General features: G+C 58.7%; 16 protein-coding genes and 2 pseudogenes. 14 read left to right on the top strand and 4 right to left on the bottom strand.

Features of this window, described 5'->3' with window-relative positions:
- Positions 1–134 precede the first annotated feature (134 nt).
- On the bottom strand, positions 135–2,351 hold the full coding sequence (locus ABIE20_RS26500) for a TonB-dependent receptor (protein WP_429508447.1): 2,217 nt from the start codon (positions 2,349–2,351) through the stop codon (positions 135–137).
- 429 nt (positions 2,352–2,780) lie between these two features.
- Between ABIE20_RS26500 and ABIE20_RS26495 the strand changes: the two genes are divergently transcribed.
- The 5 genes from ABIE20_RS26495 (at position 2,781) to ABIE20_RS26475 (ending at position 6,682) form a co-directional block, all read left to right on the top strand.
- Positions 2,781–3,281 carry a TIR domain-containing protein gene (locus tag ABIE20_RS26495; protein WP_429508446.1) on the top strand — a complete coding sequence of 167 codons (501 nt, stop codon included), beginning with the start codon at positions 2,781–2,783 and terminating at the stop codon, positions 3,279–3,281.
- 1 nt (position 3,282) lies between these two features.
- Positions 3,283–4,254 carry a caspase family protein gene (locus ABIE20_RS26490; RefSeq protein ID WP_429508444.1) on the top strand — a complete coding sequence of 324 codons (972 nt, stop codon included), beginning with the start codon at positions 3,283–3,285 and terminating at the stop codon, positions 4,252–4,254.
- An 18-nt stretch (positions 4,255–4,272) separates the two neighbouring features.
- Complete coding sequence (locus ABIE20_RS26485) at positions 4,273–4,797, top strand: hypothetical protein (protein ID WP_429508442.1); 525 nt, start codon at positions 4,273–4,275, stop codon at positions 4,795–4,797.
- A 527-nt stretch (positions 4,798–5,324) separates the two neighbouring features.
- Complete coding sequence (locus ABIE20_RS26480) at positions 5,325–5,666, top strand: DUF3077 domain-containing protein (RefSeq protein WP_429508441.1); 342 nt, start codon at positions 5,325–5,327, stop codon at positions 5,664–5,666.
- 110 nt (positions 5,667–5,776) lie between these two features.
- Positions 5,777–6,682, top strand: a complete 906-nt coding sequence (locus tag ABIE20_RS26475) for an AraC family transcriptional regulator (RefSeq protein WP_429508440.1) — start codon at positions 5,777–5,779, stop codon at positions 6,680–6,682.
- Positions 6,683–6,830: 148 nt separating this feature from the next.
- Here the strand turns inward: ABIE20_RS26475 and ABIE20_RS26470 are convergent, their stop codons facing one another.
- The gene (locus ABIE20_RS26470; protein ID WP_429508439.1) at positions 6,831–7,307 is read right to left on the bottom strand and encodes a hypothetical protein; all 477 of its coding nucleotides are present in this window, start codon (positions 7,305–7,307) and stop codon (positions 6,831–6,833) included.
- A 154-nt stretch (positions 7,308–7,461) separates the two neighbouring features.
- Here ABIE20_RS26470 and ABIE20_RS26465 point away from each other — a divergent pair, with 154 nt between their 5' ends.
- The 5 genes and pseudogenes from ABIE20_RS26465 (at position 7,462) to ABIE20_RS26445 (ending at position 8,978) form a co-directional block, all read left to right on the top strand.
- Positions 7,462–7,656 carry a hypothetical protein gene (locus tag ABIE20_RS26465; protein WP_429508437.1) on the top strand — a complete coding sequence of 65 codons (195 nt, stop codon included), beginning with the start codon at positions 7,462–7,464 and terminating at the stop codon, positions 7,654–7,656.
- Positions 7,653–7,985: a low molecular weight protein tyrosine phosphatase family protein gene (locus ABIE20_RS26460; protein ID WP_429508436.1), complete on the top strand. Its 333-nt coding sequence runs from the start codon at positions 7,653–7,655 to the stop codon at positions 7,983–7,985. The genes ABIE20_RS26465 and ABIE20_RS26460 overlap by 4 nt, the downstream gene beginning before the upstream one ends.
- 67 nt (positions 7,986–8,052) lie before the next feature.
- Positions 8,053–8,331: pseudogene (locus ABIE20_RS26455) on the top strand (hypothetical protein); the annotation flags it as partial.
- A gap of 304 nt (positions 8,332–8,635) precedes the next feature.
- Positions 8,636–8,815: pseudogene (locus ABIE20_RS26450) on the top strand (diguanylate cyclase); the annotation flags it as partial.
- A 4-nt stretch (positions 8,816–8,819) separates the two neighbouring features.
- Positions 8,820–8,978, top strand: coding sequence for a DUF2986 domain-containing protein (locus tag ABIE20_RS26445; protein WP_429508435.1), 159 nt, complete (start codon positions 8,820–8,822; stop codon positions 8,976–8,978).
- Positions 8,979–9,022: 44 nt separating this feature from the next.
- Here ABIE20_RS26445 and ABIE20_RS26440 read toward each other — a convergent pair whose 3' ends face one another.
- Together ABIE20_RS26440 and ABIE20_RS26435 are read right to left on the bottom strand one after the other, a co-directional pair.
- Complete coding sequence (locus ABIE20_RS26440; protein ID WP_045194144.1) at positions 9,023–9,502, bottom strand: isochorismatase family protein; 480 nt, start codon at positions 9,500–9,502, stop codon at positions 9,023–9,025.
- 16 nt (positions 9,503–9,518) lie between these two features.
- The gene (locus ABIE20_RS26435; protein ID WP_429508434.1) at positions 9,519–9,986 is read right to left on the bottom strand and encodes an NUDIX hydrolase; all 468 of its coding nucleotides are present in this window, start codon (positions 9,984–9,986) and stop codon (positions 9,519–9,521) included.
- A 131-nt stretch (positions 9,987–10,117) separates the two neighbouring features.
- On the opposite strand from ABIE20_RS26435, the gene ABIE20_RS26430 reads away from it, so the two are divergent.
- The 4 genes from ABIE20_RS26430 (at position 10,118) to ABIE20_RS26415 (ending at position 15,102) form a co-directional block, all read left to right on the top strand.
- Entirely contained in the window at positions 10,118–10,504 is a 387-nt protein-coding gene (locus tag ABIE20_RS26430; protein WP_429508433.1) for a hypothetical protein, read from the top strand.
- A gap of 115 nt (positions 10,505–10,619) precedes the next feature.
- Positions 10,620–12,206 carry a hypothetical protein gene (locus tag ABIE20_RS26425; RefSeq protein ID WP_429508431.1) on the top strand — a complete coding sequence of 529 codons (1,587 nt, stop codon included), beginning with the start codon at positions 10,620–10,622 and terminating at the stop codon, positions 12,204–12,206.
- 1,433 nt (positions 12,207–13,639) lie between these two features.
- The gene (locus ABIE20_RS26420) at positions 13,640–14,578 is read left to right on the top strand and encodes a YncE family protein (RefSeq protein ID WP_429508429.1); all 939 of its coding nucleotides are present in this window, start codon (positions 13,640–13,642) and stop codon (positions 14,576–14,578) included.
- A gap of 11 nt (positions 14,579–14,589) precedes the next feature.
- The gene (locus ABIE20_RS26415; RefSeq protein ID WP_429508427.1) at positions 14,590–15,102 is read left to right on the top strand and encodes a hypothetical protein; all 513 of its coding nucleotides are present in this window, start codon (positions 14,590–14,592) and stop codon (positions 15,100–15,102) included.
- The last annotated feature ends 24 nt before the right edge of the window (positions 15,103–15,126 follow it).

The raw sequence follows: 15,126 nt of genomic DNA, 5'->3' as shown, positions 1-15,126 counted from the left end.
CTCCTGCACGTGGGGTATGTGCAGGATGGTCGATTGGGCCGGGGTTGGATCGACAGGCTTGCACGCAAGCCCGACCGATGGTCATCGCACCCTGTGGGAGCTGGCTTGCCAGCGATGAGGCCGGCAGCCCCGGCTCAAAACCGCGTCGTCGCACTCACCCCGAAGGTACGCCGATCCCCGCGCGCATCCCAGGCAATATCAAATGGCAACGGCACGCTGTCGGTCTTGTACTGTTTGTCGGTCAAGTTGTTCACGTAGGCGGTCAGGTCCAGGTCATAGCGCCCGCCCAGGTGATAGGTGGCACTGGCATTGCCCAGGGTATAACCGCCCTGGGACACGCTGTGATCCTGCTGCGCCGTGGGCAGGAAGAAGATCCGGCTCTGGTAGCGCCAGTCCGTGCCCAGGCGCACTTCGTCGCCATTTTCCAGCGGTATCCGGTAACTGCCGCCCACCGCCAGGGTCCGCGACGGCGAGCGGGCAATGCGGTTACCCGAGTAATCCTCCCCGCCCGACTCGAAGTCCTGCAATTCGGTATGCAGCAAGCCGAGCGAGCCATGCAGCTCCAGGTTGCTGAACGGCAAGGCCTGCAGCTCGAACTCGGCGCCGCGAATCACCCCCTGGCCGCTGTTGGTCAGCAGCGATACCACCTGCCCGTCGCGCACCGACACGGCATTGACCTGGATGTCCGAGTAGTCGTAGTAAAAGACGTTGGCGTTGGCGATCAGGCGCTCATCGAACCACTCGCTCTTGACCCCCAGTTCATAGGCATCGACGTTCTCCGGCGCCACCACCGACGCCTCGGCTTGCACCTGCGCACCACCGCTGAAACCACCGGAGCGAAAACCCTTGGCATAGCGAAAATACACCCGCGCGTTGTCGTTGAGCTGGTACTCGGGGGTGAAGTCGTAGGTGAGTTTGTTCCAGGTGCGTTTTTCGTCCTGTTCGACGCGGGTCACCAGGTCGCCGGTGTAGTTTTTCCACCAGTCGCGCTCGCTGTTGTAGCTGACCGCGTCGGCATCCGGCGCGGCGACGCGATGCAGGTCAATGTCCTTGGTTTCGCGGGTCCAGCGCAGGCCGGCGGTGAGGCTCAGGTTGTCAGTGGCCTGCCAGGTGCTGCTGCCAAAAATCGCGAAGCTGTCGGTGCTTTGGTCGATATCGGTACGGCCATAATCGGCCACGCCAAAGGCCTGGTTGTAGGGCTTGGGCAACAGGCCGTTGTCGTTGCGACTGTCGAGCTGTTCATGGAACAGATGGGTGCCGACGATCCAGCTGAGCGGCTGGTTTTTCGCCGAAGACAAACGCAGCTCCTGAGACACCTGCTTCCAACGGTCATCGTTAAAGCCGCGGCCGAATTCATAAATGCTCATGTTCGGGCTTTCGGCTTTTTCGTGGATATCGTCGAAGGCGGTAATCGAATCGAGCTGCAGGTCGCCCAGGTCCCACTTCAACGCCAGCTGCACACCGTTGTGCTCGATGCGGTCTTCGGCCTTGCCGGTAAACGCCGCCTCATCGGTATCCGGTTTGGGTGCCGGGCCAAACAACGTGTTGCCGCCCGGCCCCGAGCCCCAGGCGCGGGTGGCAATGCCCTGCCCTTTATAGTCACGGCCATGCAGTTGCAGGGTGGCCTGCAGGTCGTCGTTGATCTGCGCCAGCAACTGCAGGCGCAGGGCCTGGTCATGGATATCGCCAACGGTGTGGCCATCGACCTGATTCTCCAGTTGGCCATCGGCGCTCTGATCGACAAACGCCACCCGTGCGGCCAGCTTATTGTCGATCAGCGTATCGCCATAGGCACCTTCGTACAGGCGCGAATTGTAGTTGCCCAGGTCGAGCTTGAAGTAACCGTTGGCTTTCTCGAAATCCGGCTTGCGCGAAACGAAGTTGATCGCCCCGCCGGTGGTGTTCTTGCCCCACAGCGTGCCCTGCGGCCCGCGCAGCACCTCAACGCGCTCCATGTCGTAAAGCGGAAAACCGGTGGCGACGTGAGGGTCGATATACACGTCATCGGTGTAGATGCCCACCGGGTAAACCGTGGTCGAGGCCATGTCGCCCGAGCCCATACCGCGAATGTACCAGCGCGGCCGCTGGTGCCCGGCGAACTCCGGGGCGATGGCGTTGGGCACGTTCTGCAACGCCTTGCCGGCACTGAAACCGCCGCCGCTGTCGGCGATCTGTCTGGCGCTGACCACGGAGATGGCCGAGGGCACGTCCTGCACCGACTCTTCGCGCTTTTGCGCGGTGACGGTGACGGTGGGCAGGGCTTCGGGGCTTGGCTCGGCGGCGAAGCCGGGGAGCGTGGGCAAGGCGGCGATGGCCAGTAACAGGGGCACGCGGGCGAAGGGAGCGGTCATGAACGTCAATGTTCCACAGGGGGGGGAAAGAGACGGGGGGCTTCGCAATGGTTGTGCCAGATGGGTAATTGATTGATTTGTATGGAGTTTTGTTTTGTAACCAAGGATTGATGCTGCGCTATCAGCAGTGGAGCAGCATTGGTTGCATGGGGATCAGCAATGGACTTTGCCGTCAACGCCGTTGATCTGAAGGCCTTCAAGATCCAAACATAACAAGTGAGTTAACTTTACTTTTCTATGGAAAAGCAACGCAGCGCACCAACCGGGTTCGCTCGATTAGAGCCCTTGTAAAACAACAACTAAAACGTTTAAGCAGGGACTATTTATCTATAGACGCGAAACACAAGAACCAAGAAAAAATAGACTAGAAATTTAAGCCCCCCGAAAAAGTCGTTTACTGACCACAAAAAATCAATTCAAATCAACAGCTTGAAAAAAAGCAGCGTAAAAAGTTGGCAAAACGCCTTCATTCATTCAAAATACTTGAAAACTCAGCAAATTAAGGGATTAAAAATGGCTGAACCTCGCGCTTTTATTAGTTTTGACGTAGACCATAATAGTAGTGACAAAATCCTTTTTGCGGGCCAGGCATGGCACTCCAAAACGCCATTCTCACACGAAGACTGGTCTGCTAAATCACCGATGCCGCAGTCCCAGTGGGAAGCAATTGTTCGGGAAAAAATAAATAAAACCCACCTCCTCATTGTCTTAGCTGGCCGTCATATGGCCACAGCAACTGGAGTTGTAAAGGAAATAGAAATGGCCAGATCACAAAACGTTCCGATTTTTGGCGTATATGTAGATAGTGCCAACAATACCAGCCCTCTTCCTACAGGTCTGAATCGAAACCGAGTGATCGCATGGACTTGGGAGGGTATTGCCAATGCAGTTACCCAGATGATGGGGGAAGGTAAGAACTTAAGGAAATAACATGAAAAAAGCATTAGTGATTGGAATTAACCACTATGCAATCCTTAAAGTACTACACGGCTGCGTAAGCGATGCATACAAAGTAAATCAAGTGCTTGAGCGACACATGAATGGAGAACTAAATTTTGACGTCAAACTGACAACTGCAGTGGACGCAAATAGCGCCATCACACGAAGACAACTAAAAGAAGACATAAAAAACCTATTTAAAGACGACAGCCAAATAGCGCTATTTTATTTTGCCGGCCATGGGTACATTGAAGACTCCGCCGGATACCTTCTAACTTCAGAGTGCGAAGAAGGCGACGATGGCCTGCCCCTTCAAGAAATCCTTGATATAGCAAACGCCTCAAGCGCCAAAAATAAAATAATCGTATTGGACAGTTGCAATTCCGGAATTGCTGGCACTCAAAAATCTCTAGGCGACAAAGCGATACTTACAGAAGGAATGACAATCCTAACCGCTTCAACCAAAGATCAATACGCAGAAGAGGTCAACGGATCCGGAGTCTTCACTTCATTATTTGTTGACGCCTTAAACGGAGGAGCCGCGAACTTACTTGGTGATATCACACCAGGTAGTATCTATGCTCATATTGACCAATCTTTGAGTCTGTGGGAGCAGAGGCCGGTTTTCAAAACAAACGTCAAAGCTTTCACTTCTTTAAGAAAGGTAGCACCGCCGATTCAGATTTCCGAATTGCGCCAATTAACAGATTTTTTCGAGACAGCAAATTCTGAATTTGCACTCGACCCAAGCTTTGAACCCCAACCACCCGCGCCCAATCACGGAATTGAGCCAAACCCAGATAACACAAAAAAATTTGCAGTACTACAAAAACTGAACCGACTTAACTTAGTAAAACCAGTAGACGAGGAGCACATGTATTTCGCCGCCATGAACTCCAAGCCGTGTAGACTCACAGTTCTTGGCGAACACTATTGGAATCTAGTAACCAACAAACGCATTTAAACACACACAGGTGCGCAGTTGACACAAGACAAATTATTCGAATATTACGAAAAAATATACTTTTACGAACTATCTAGAAAAGAGCAGATATTTTCCCGCCTCAGCATCCCCCTAGCGACTATAATTGCTATCAGCGGATTCTATTCGGTAATACTTGGGGGCGACAGAGCAACTCTAACCCTTGGTGCAAAAATCTGGTTTCTAACAATACTAACAACGTCTGCCGCATCCTTAAGCGTTGGCGTTTATTTCTTCATCGATGCACTCCTTGGGAAAATCGATGAGAACATGCCAGAACCAAACACAATAGAAAAATACAGGCTAGACCTGCTTGAGTACTATAGCGACGAAGTCGAGGCAGAAACAAAGACTGCAAAGGCACTCAAAGAATATTACTATGAAAAATACATGAACTGCGCAACCATCTGCACAGTCAACAATGACAGAAAGAGTTCAAGCCTATATTTTTGCAACCTAGCACTCATTAGTGCTGCACTAATCGCCGTAATAGCGTACGCAGTTATAACAATCCCCAAACTATAACCAGGTGCAACCATGACACAAAAACCACCTCCTCCGTCACCGCCACCAACTCGAAATGTCAGGGGAGATGTTCGCCCACCATCCCCGTCACTACCTCCACGACCAAGACCAAAGCCTTCTAATAAGAAATAGAGAGTCCCGGCATCGGCCGGGACTCTTGTTTATTGAGCCCCTTCTTCGACCAGAGTTCAAACAACCCAAAAAACTCCCCGCGAGGTTCAAAAACCGAATAATAATCCACTGTATTTGTATATCTTTCTTGAAACAGACCCAAAACCTCGCTACCCTCCCCCAGTCGCTGTAAATCCAGCGACCGGGTTTGGTAGCCCGAGTACTCTAAGGCGTGCAGACGCCGCTCCCGATCAGCCGGCGTTTTTTTGTGCCTGCTGTTCGTGCTATGGCGGCTGTGCGTGGGGCGCATTCGTGCGCGCTGGGTTCCTAGAGTCCCGGTCTACCAACCTGCGTACAGCCGTCACCAATCGTTTGGTAGCGATTGATGCTGGCTCCACCACTCTAGGAGCACAACAATGACAAAGCCCGTCCCCGATCCACCCCTCGTCACCAAAACCGCCACCACCTTCGGCTCCTGCAACGGCAGCCACGCCCCTCTGTTCGCCGTGCGCACGGGTGCCTGTGCCGAAGACGCGCTGGTGCATGCCACCGTCCTGCTCAAAAGCGCCTACCAGACCAACGCCCAGGCCTGTGAAAAGGTCGATCCTGACGTGCGCGGCCTGCTCTGGGCTACTCAGCACTCGCTGGAAATGAGCATTGCGCTGGTCAAGGCGTGCCTTGATGAAGTCGAGGCACACGCCATGGCTACAGCTTTGCGGCGGCGCGTTGCACAGGCGGATCAAGCTGCGCTGAAGTGATGACTGCAGGCTAACCCCGGGCCGCCGACGCGGCCCACCGAGCGCATGCTCATCCGCTGAAAGTTCATCTTGAGCAAACCCGGCTAGGCGCAGCCACGCGGGTATAGTCGATGCTATGCCGACCGTACTTCCAAGAGCCTGAAGCCGTGCCCGACCTGCCGCCCAACGCCGCCTACACCCTGCGCTTCAGCGCTGTACTGGCCTACATCGACGCCAACCTCGACGGTGATCTGTCGGTAAAAACCCTGAGCCAGGTGGCGAACTTTTCGGTGTTTCACTTTCACCGCCAGTTCACAGCGTACGTCGGCGTGCCGGTCTCGCGTTATGTGCAGTTGATGCGCTTGCGCCAGGCGGCGCACCGGTTGGCGGCCAATGCCGAGCTCTCGGTGCTGGAGGCCGCCCTCGCGGCAGGTTTTGAAAGCCCCGAGGCATTCAGCCGGGCGTTTCGGCGGGCGCTGGGGGTGTCGCCGAGTGGCTTTCGCCGACAGCCGAACTGGCAGGCCTGGAATGCGGTGTTCGCTATCCCTCACTTTTCCAGGAGCGTCATCATGCAGGTACGTATTGTCGAGTTTGTGCAAACCCGGGTCGCGGCGCTGGAGCACTGCGGGCCGCCCGCGCAGGTCAGCGAGAGCGTGAGCCGGTTCATTGCCTGGCGCAAGGCCAGCGGGCAGTCGCCGGTCGCGTCGAGCCGTTCTTTTGGCATCCCCTATGGCAACCCCGATACCACGCCGGCGGAGGATTTTCGTTTCGCCATTTGTGGGGAAATTAATGAGGCGGTGGCGGCGAATGAAGCCGGCGTGCATGAGCGGCTGATTGCTGGCGGGCGCTATGCCGTGGTGCGGCATGTGGGTTCGCCCGACCATATTGGTGAATCCATCTATCCGATCTATCGCGACTGGTTGCCGGACAGTGGTGAGGAGCTGCGCGATCAGCCGCTGTTTTTTCATTACCTGAGCGTGTATCCAGAGACGCCGCAGGCGCAGTGGCAGACGGAGATCTACGTGCCGTTACGCTAGAGAGGTGTATTGGGGCCTGTGGGAGCGGGCCTTGCCCCGCGATCGAGCGCGAAGCGGTCGTAACTCAGGCGCCGCCTTATGGGCTGGCTGAACTGGCCTGATCGCGGGGCAAGCCCGCAAACCCCGGTTTACCAACCGCTGAGGTCGATCACAGGGCCCACATCCGCACCCGTGCAAACTCCAGGTCCACGCTCACGCACTCACGCCCATCTACCCATTCGTCCTCCCGAAGGCGGCGCCCGGTAGTGGTTTCCCGCTCACCCTTGGCAATAACCAGCACAAACAATCGGGTCGGGCACTGGAACGAGCGCAACCGGTCGACATCAGCACGGACCGACCAGTCGCCTTCCAGGCACTTGGCTTGCGATACATCGCCCAGGCATTTGATTTCGGCAACCATCGCCGGGGCGCCATTGGCATCCAGCGCGTACAGGTCCGCTTTACGCCGCTCGCCTATCGGCAGCTCGGTCCAGATTTCAATGTTCTGTTCAAACCAGGCGTGCAGGCTGATTTCGGCCTGTATCCAGTGTTCGCGACAGCTGTTCAGTTGCACGACTTGCTCAAGTTTCTTTTCCATTTTGCGAAAAGCTTGCTCGAACAAGGCGAGCCATTGCGGTGTGTTCATTGAGTACTCCCTGTATCCGGCGAATGGATCGCGGGGCAAGCCCGCTCCTACATGAAAAACTGCGCCAACCTAGCCACAGCGCTGATTCGCGCCTACTATAGCGCCAACTCGTATTACCGCGGCTGCTGAACCCGGTACTCACGAGGAAATGATCATGCAAAGAACCCGCGCCTGGAGACGCTCACAGGCCCGCAAAAGTGGCAAAACCAAAGCGGCAAACCCGCTGGTGTTCAAGCCCGAAAAGAACTGGAAGCTGCTCTACACCCGTGGCGACAAGTTGCTACGTGCACGCCAGCTTGGCCTGAGCTATCCCATTCGCTCCACCCGCCAACTGTTGGATCAAGAGTGACTAACCTCCTGTTCGTCTGCAGCCGCAACCAGTGGCGCAGCCCTACCGCAGAAGCGCTCTGGCGCCGCCGCCCAGGCTTTGATGCCCGGTCGGCGGGCACTAGCCCGAATGCGCGCAAACCCATCGGCCCTGCGGACATTCGCTGGGCCGATGTGATTTTCGTCATGGAGCGCAAACACCACAATCGCCTGCAGGCGCAGTACGCGCGGCTGCTTGAGCACAAGCAGCTTTACACTCTGGATATTCCCGACGATTTTCAGTACATGGACCCGGCGTTGGTGGCCAAACTCGAAGACGCCGTCGCCTCCTGTCTTGCTACCTTGGGTTGATGCGCAAACGGTAGCAACCGCAGCGTTCTACTATCCTGTTGTATTCCCTTGCGAGAAGGCCGCCATGATGAACTACAGGTACGTACTTGGAACTGCCGCGTTGCTGTTTGCCTCAGCCGCCAGCGCGGGTATTCCACAACTCAACTACGAATGCCCGACCCACCTCGCCGTGCATGCCGACGAAGGCGGTCCGGTGTATATCAATGGCAAAGAAGCAAAGCTTAAGAAGTTCAATGAGAACGCCTACGAAGCCAGGGGCGCTGGCGTAGCCATTACCCTTACGCGTAATCCGGACCAGTCGTGGGCTGCGTCCTATACCGGTAAAGGCGGCGCCAATGGTGTTTGCACATCAGCAGCACCCGCTGCAGCGCCGAGCAGCAGCAACAAAACCGGCGGCACCCCGGCCACCGCCAAGGCCGAAAAAGCCTGCCTGGCCGAAGTGGCGAAGAAAACCGGCGTGGCCAGCAGCAAGCTTTCCGTCATCGAAGTACTTAACAGCGAAGCGGGCATCGGCGTGAACATCCAGGTGCCCGGCGCCGATGCGCCATGGTCGTGCCTGTCTGACGCCAAGGGCAAGGTGCAAGGCGCCAGCTATACCGGGTCGGAAGGTAAGCTCTGATGGGTAACACAGCCAGCCGTTGGCCGTGCTGCCGCTGGGCGCCGAGTTCGGCGCTGTCTCGATGCCGTCGTGCAGCGTCGGCGTAGCCTTTTACCCCCAGGACGCGGAGAATGCCGATACCCTGCTCAGCCATGCCGGTGGCGATATGTACCGGATCAAGAACCACCGCTGCGCACAGCGGATAGCCTTCCAGCATTTACAAACCGAGTAACAACGTGAACCGTCAAAAGAAAATCAAGCAGCTGTTAAAGGCCCACGCGAAAAAGGCCAGCGCCAAACTGGCGCCCAAGAGCAAGCCTAAATACATTAGCAAGGCTGACCGGTTGAAACTGGAAGCTGAGGCCAGCGAAGCTACCGTCACGCCTTCAGAGTGAGTGCTGCGTATCCCGGAGCGTAGCCAACGACTACTGCTACAGACTCATGCATCAAGCTCGGCAATCACCTCTGCCCGGGTCGTAACCTGACGAAAGTGATGCTTCCACAGACTGATGCCCAACTGCCCCGAGCGGTCCAGCGATGAGCCCACCGTAAGGTCGGTCACCAACGTCGGCGAGAGCCCGGCATCGAACAGTGCAAAGCCGGCGGCGAGTACGCAGGTTTCGGTCTGGATGCCGCACACCAGCACGCGCTCGACGCCGAGCTGCTTGATATATTCGATGGTTTCAGCGGTCTGCCCGTAACCGTGCTTGATAAATACTTTATCGGCCTCGACCAGGCTCTCGTCTTCGGCCGCAGGGTGCCAGCCGAGTTGCTGTTCAAACGGCGTCACCTGCTCATCGTGCAACTCGACCGAGGCAATCGTCAGGATCCGTTCTGACAACGCCCGCACGCCATCGACCAGCCACTCGGGCGGGCTGAAGGTGGACTGGACATCTACGATAAGCAAAACCTGGCGCATAACGTTCTCTTGAGCATCAATCAATGGCGCGGAGTATATCGTCCTGGCACGGCTGTTCGCCCGCCCAATGGCCGCGCGCGTTCAGGCTTGCCGATAAAAACTGCAGCGCGCGCTGAAAGACCGGATGGCAATCGGCAAGGGGCAAATGCTCGAGCGCAGCCCAGAAGAATTCGAAGGTGTGGCCGTGGTCATCGAGCGTCTGATGCGTCCATTGCTCCGGCAAAGGTCCGCTCGCCTGGCACAGGTGGAACGACCAGACCTGGCCCAGATGCCCGGCGTCCCAACAGCCAAGATCGTCGGTGAGGGTCGCGGCATTGATGCCAGACTCTTCGGCCAGTTCCCGCAGCGCTGCCTGGCCCGCAGTTTCGCCACGTTCAATCGTGCCTTTTACCAATTGCACCCCTGCCAGCGGATGACGAAACAAGAGGATCCTTGGGCGCGGTGTCGATGAAACAACCACGGCGCAGGCCTTGTTGGGGAGCATGGCGATTTCCTTGTCGGCAAAGAGGGCCGAGCATCATACGCCAGTGCCATGGCAGCGGCGCCGTAGAACTTTTCTCTGTTTACCGGTCTATTGGGATACGTTCAATCGTCATTCAGAGGTTGTCTTCGCTCATGAAATTCCATGCCCCACGGATGCTGCTCGTTGCCCTGTTCACGTTCGCGGCAGCGGGCTCGGCATCGGCGACACCGATGAAGACCTCCACCCAGGCTTCGGCCCCTGAAGCCCCGGCCGCCCGAGCTGCCGACAACCCCTGGCCGAGCCTGGCGCGCGGGCTCGACCAGCAGCCCGGGCCGTTGCTGGCCCATGACGACCGCTACCGGCATGACCACCGTTGGCACGACCGCAGGGACGACTGGCGCCGCGAAAACTGGCGCAGGGAACAATGGCGCCGTGAGCAAGCCCGACGCGAGGCCGAGCGCCATCGTTACTGGGAACGCCACCATGACCGGGCCATGCGTTACCGTTACGAGGACGACCGCCGCTACTATCGGCGCTAACGTGCCGGGCGACAACTGAACGGGAGTGCGGGCCAGCCTCGCTCCTACACACGCTCAAGCTTGGGAGTTCGCCGCCGATAGCCCTTGAACAAGTATGGACACATGGGTACAGAGCATGACCCCAATCAACGCAGGATTGCGCATTGCCCCTGCCTACACGGCTGCGCAGCCAACCCCGGCAAGCGCTGTGAGCAACCGCACCGATCAAGCCGCGGCAACACCGAGCACCACCGTCAACCTGGGTCAAAGCCCTCGTAGCGACGACACAGCCACCTATTCGTCCCGCGCAACCCTCGCGGTGCCGTTGCGCTATGTGCTGGAAAACGACAGCCTGAACAAGCTGAGCATGAACATGAAGATCGGTGTTCAGGCCAGCGCTATCGGTTCGCGCTTCAACGGGCTCGGCGCAGCGTTGGTGAATCAATTGGCAGCCAATGGCGGCCAGTCGTTCACGCAATCGGTGTTCGCCTTCGCCGAGGGTGCCCAGCCAAGCGCCGAAACACTCAGGATCCAGGGCAACAACCTGCGCCAACACCCGGCCAATGCCGTCAACCTGACCCTGACCACCGCCTCCGGCGCCACCGTGACCCTGTCGCTGGCCAGCAATGAGCAAGGCCTGGCGGTTAGCGCCGATGTGCAGGATGGCCAGCTCAACAGCGATGAACTCGAGGGACTGGCAGCGCTGGCGGACAGCTTCCAGGGAGCCATCAACGGCCTGAGCGAAGAGCCGCCGCGCCTGCAACTGGGCAAGCTGGCCACGCTCGACCCAACCCTGTTCAGCTCACTGCAGATGAACGCCAAGCTGGACACGGTAAATGGCGAACAGCTGACGTTCGACCTGACCCTGGACGACAGTGCGCGCAAGCTCAGCTTGCAGGGCCCGGCCGGTAACGTGCAGCTGAACCTCGACACCCGCGACACTTCGCTGCTGGGCAAAAGCGCCCAGCGCCAGGCGGCGATCAGCAATTACCTGGGCCAGTTCGATGCAGCTCAGAGCCGCGGCAAAGGCGACGAGAACCTGGTGAGCCTGCTCAAGGACGCCTTCGTTCAGCTCAACAGCGCCGACGACATCGCCAAGCCGTCGACCGGCCGCATCCCGCTGCTGGCAGCCAAAGACACCGCCTTGCTCAGTGGCCTGGCCGACTTCAGCGCATCAATCAGCCAGACCAGCCAGCAGCCCAATCCGCTGCGCCCCACAGAGCTGGATCGCTTCGACTATCAGGTGTCCCAGTCCACCAGGGTCAGTGGTGCCTCCCCGGCAAATCGTTCGGTGCAACAGGATCAGCAGGCGAGCCTCTCGGCCGCCTACCACACCAGCCTCAACCCGCAGATGGCCCTCGTCGACGCCCTGGCGACGCAGAACTATCGTTACCACGAGATCAGCGATCAATCGAGCACCAGCACACGCTTGCGGTACGACAAAAACAGCCTGGTCGAAGCCAGCGTCAGCCAACAGGCCAGTCGCAATGAACGTGTGCGCTCTTACGCCGATGGCGTGCTGGAAAGCGACGTGAGCACACCAGCGTCGGTCTCTGAATCGCGCAACCTGCTTGGCCTGCTCACCGACTTGTTCGATCGCGAGCGTATCTCCCAGCGTGACCGCGGTGTGTCGATCCTGGAGGCACAGTTGCAGTCGTTACGCAGCCAGTGGCAGTTGCAGTCCGATCCGACGCTGATCCGCCCTCAGGACACCCAGCAATAGCGGTGACTTTACTGGCCTCATCGCCGGCAAGGCCGGCTCCCACAATGGATCTGCATGCGCCGGACCTGTGGGAGCTGGCTTTGCCAGCGATCGAGTGCGCAGCGCTCTCGTAATCCAGACGCCAACTGATGTGCTGGCTGTACCGGCCCCATCGCCGGCAAGGCCGGCTCCCACAATGGACCTGCATGCACCGGACCTGTAGGAGCTGGCCTTGCCAGCGATCGAGCGCGCAGCGGTCGCAATCCAGACGACACTTGAGGTGCTGACTGCACCGGCCTCATCGCCGGCAAGGCCGGTTCCCACAATAGACCTGCATGCACCGGACCTGTAGGAGCTGGCCTTGCCAGCGATCGACTGCGCAGCGCTCGTAATCCAGACGCCACCTGATGTGCTGGCTGTACCGGCCTCATCGCCGGCAAGGCCGGCCCACAATGGATCTGCATGCACCGGACCTGTGGGAGCTGGCTTTGCCGGCGATCGAGTGCGCAGCGCTCGTAATCCAGACGCCACCTGATGTGCTGGCTGTACCGGCCTCATCGCCGGCAAGGCCGGCCCACAATGGATCTGCATGCGCCGGACCTGTGGGAGCTGGCTTTGCCGGCGATCGAGTGCGCAGCGCTCGTAATCCAGACGCCACCTGATGTGCTGGCTGTACCGGCCTCATCGCCGGCAAGGCCGGCCACAATGGATCTGCATGCGCTGGACCTGTGAGAGCTGGCTTTGCCAGCGATCGAGTGCGCAGCGCTCGTAATCCAGATGCCACCTGATGTGCTGGCTGTACCGGCCTCATCGCCGGCAAGGCCGGCTCCCACAATGGATCTGCATGCACCGGACCTGTAGGAGCTGGCCTTGCCAGCGATCGAGTGCGCAGCGCTCTCGTAATCCAGACGCCACCTGATGTGCTGGCTGTACCGGCCTCATCGCCGGCAAGGCCGGTTCCCACAATAGACCTGCATGCACCGGACCTGTAGGAGCTGGCCTTGCCAGCGATCGAGTGCGCAGCGCTCGTAATCCAGACGCCACCTGATGTGCTGGCTGTACCGGCCTCATCGCCGGCAAGGCCTGCTCCCACAATGGATCTGCATGCGCTGGACCTGTGGGAGCTGGCTTTGCCAGCGAGCGAGTGCGCAGCGCTCGTAATCCAGACGCCACCTGATGTGCTGGCTGTACCGGCCGCATCGCCGGCAAGGCCGGCCCACAATGGATCTGCATGCGCCGGACCTGTGGGAGCTGGCTTTGCCGGCGATCGAGTGCGCAGCGCTCGTAATCCAGACGCCACCTGATGTGCTGGCTGCACCGGCCGCATCGCCGGCAAGCCAGCTCCCACAATGGATCTGTGTACCCGGACCCGCGATCGAGCGCGCAGCGCTCGCAATACAGCCGACACACGCTTTATCCTTGCGCCTCTTTGCCCACTGGCCTTCGGAGTTGCAATGCACATTGATGTACCCCGCCGCCTGGTGTTCTTCGACAAAAGCGACAGCATTCGCCCCGCGCGCCTGACCCAGTACAACCCGGACACTGGTGCCTTGACCCATCCAGCCGGCCCCTTGGCCGACGACAGCATCTGCGACATCGCCCGCGATGGCCGGCGCATGGCCCTGCAAGGCTGCGACTGGCAGGTGGTGCGCGGCGCCAGTCGCTCGCGCCTGAGCTTCCTTGATGGCCAGGCATCCGTGCATGAGACCGACAGGTTCCTGTCGTACTGGATGCGCTTCGACCCCAGCGGCCGCTATGCCCTGGTCGGCGTCGGCAACGAGAAAAAGCGCCCGGTGGTCATCGACCTGTACAGCGGTGAATGCAGCGAGCCGATCGCCCGTAATGTCGATGCCAGGTTCGGCTCGATCGACCCGCTGCAAGGCAAACTCTGGGCGCCCGACGAGCGTGCCGGTAACAGGCTACTGACCGTCGACTGCGCCACTGGCGAGATCGCCAAGGTCAACCTGAAGCTGGAAGCCAAGGTCAAAAGCCTGCGCTTTTCCCGTGATGGTCAGTACCTGTTTGTCAGCGGCGAAAACAACCGGCTGCTGTGCTGTGATCGCACTGGCGCGACGCGTTGGTCCAGGGACATCGGCGAGTACGGCCAGATAGGTGCCGGGACGATCCTGTTCAATGAATCCGGCAGTCACCTGTGCCTGCCGATCTCGGCAACCCAGCGCTCGAACTGGGGCGAAGACATCATCCTTGCCGCCGACAGCGGCCAGACCGAGACCACGGTGATCCGCCAGAAAGGCCCACCCGGCCGGCTCGCCGCCGACTGGTTTGGTGACCGGCTGTTAACCCATCGCCTGGAGGTCGTGGACTTCTTCACCGGTGCTGTTGTCAACGTGCTTGATCTGAGCAGCGCCCTCCCCTCTGATAGCCACGCCTGAGAATGAACACCATGCTTGTACTGCCAAAAGGAGAAAGCCACGGAATACAGGTAGCACCGCGCTGGCCGTCTTCCGACGTCGCCATCGATCAAGAAACGTTGCAAAAGTTGCTTGAGGCCCAGGCAATGCTGCCACCCGGCATTGAGCTGCTGCTGGTGCGCGGGTATGAAAACAGAAGCAGCCATCTGGGTGTGTTCAGAACACTCTCACGCTGGCTGGGCATCAAGGTATTTTGCGCCTGCTATCCCGGGCGCAAAGATGAAGTCGGCGAAATATTCGGCGCCAATGGCCATGACGTGGATGGCTCACATGTCGATGTCTCCATTGTGCTGCAGGGCAAACGGCTGCGCTTCCTGCCCCTTGGCGTGTTCACCTCGCTGACTCGCCAGCGCGCACGCGCAGCCCAACACCTGGTTGTTATCGAGCAGGTCAAAGCCGCATTGAAGCACTGCGGCTTTGATATTCATCGCAATGAAACAGAGAGCATGCAGATCCATTGCGACTACCGGCCTCAGAAGTCGTGATGCAATAAAGTCCGCGCCCACAGG

It is taken from the genome of Pseudomonas sp. 2835, assembly GCF_050435905.1.
Taxonomy (GTDB): domain Bacteria; phylum Pseudomonadota; class Gammaproteobacteria; order Pseudomonadales; family Pseudomonadaceae; genus Aquipseudomonas.
This window is presented reverse-complemented; position numbering and strand designations above follow the sequence as displayed.

What these genes read in the sequence shown, in the direction of transcription:
- ABIE20_RS26500 (WP_429508447.1), bottom strand. Translation starts at nt 2,351, where the DNA reads ATGACCGCTCCCTTCGCCCGCGTGCCCCTGTTACTGGCCATCGCCGCC.
- ABIE20_RS26490 (WP_429508444.1), top strand. Translation starts at nt 3,283, where the DNA reads ATGAAAAAAGCATTAGTGATTGGAATTAACCACTATGCAATCCTTAAA.
- ABIE20_RS26480 (WP_429508441.1), top strand. Translation starts at nt 5,325, where the DNA reads ATGACAAAGCCCGTCCCCGATCCACCCCTCGTCACCAAAACCGCCACC.
- ABIE20_RS26475 (WP_429508440.1), top strand. Translation starts at nt 5,777, where the DNA reads ATGCTATGCCGACCGTACTTCCAAGAGCCTGAAGCCGTGCCCGACCTG.
- ABIE20_RS26470 (WP_429508439.1), bottom strand. Translation starts at nt 7,307, where the DNA reads ATGAACACACCGCAATGGCTCGCCTTGTTCGAGCAAGCTTTTCGCAAA.
- ABIE20_RS26465 (WP_429508437.1), top strand. Translation starts at nt 7,462, where the DNA reads ATGCAAAGAACCCGCGCCTGGAGACGCTCACAGGCCCGCAAAAGTGGC.
- ABIE20_RS26440 (WP_045194144.1), bottom strand. Translation starts at nt 9,502, where the DNA reads ATGCGCCAGGTTTTGCTTATCGTAGATGTCCAGTCCACCTTCAGCCCG.
- ABIE20_RS26435 (WP_429508434.1), bottom strand. Translation starts at nt 9,986, where the DNA reads ATGCTCCCCAACAAGGCCTGCGCCGTGGTTGTTTCATCGACACCGCGC.
- ABIE20_RS26430 (WP_429508433.1), top strand. Translation starts at nt 10,118, where the DNA reads ATGAAATTCCATGCCCCACGGATGCTGCTCGTTGCCCTGTTCACGTTC.
- ABIE20_RS26425 (WP_429508431.1), top strand. Translation starts at nt 10,620, where the DNA reads ATGACCCCAATCAACGCAGGATTGCGCATTGCCCCTGCCTACACGGCT.
- ABIE20_RS26420 (WP_429508429.1), top strand. Translation starts at nt 13,640, where the DNA reads ATGCACATTGATGTACCCCGCCGCCTGGTGTTCTTCGACAAAAGCGAC.
- ABIE20_RS26415 (WP_429508427.1), top strand. Translation starts at nt 14,590, where the DNA reads ATGCTTGTACTGCCAAAAGGAGAAAGCCACGGAATACAGGTAGCACCG.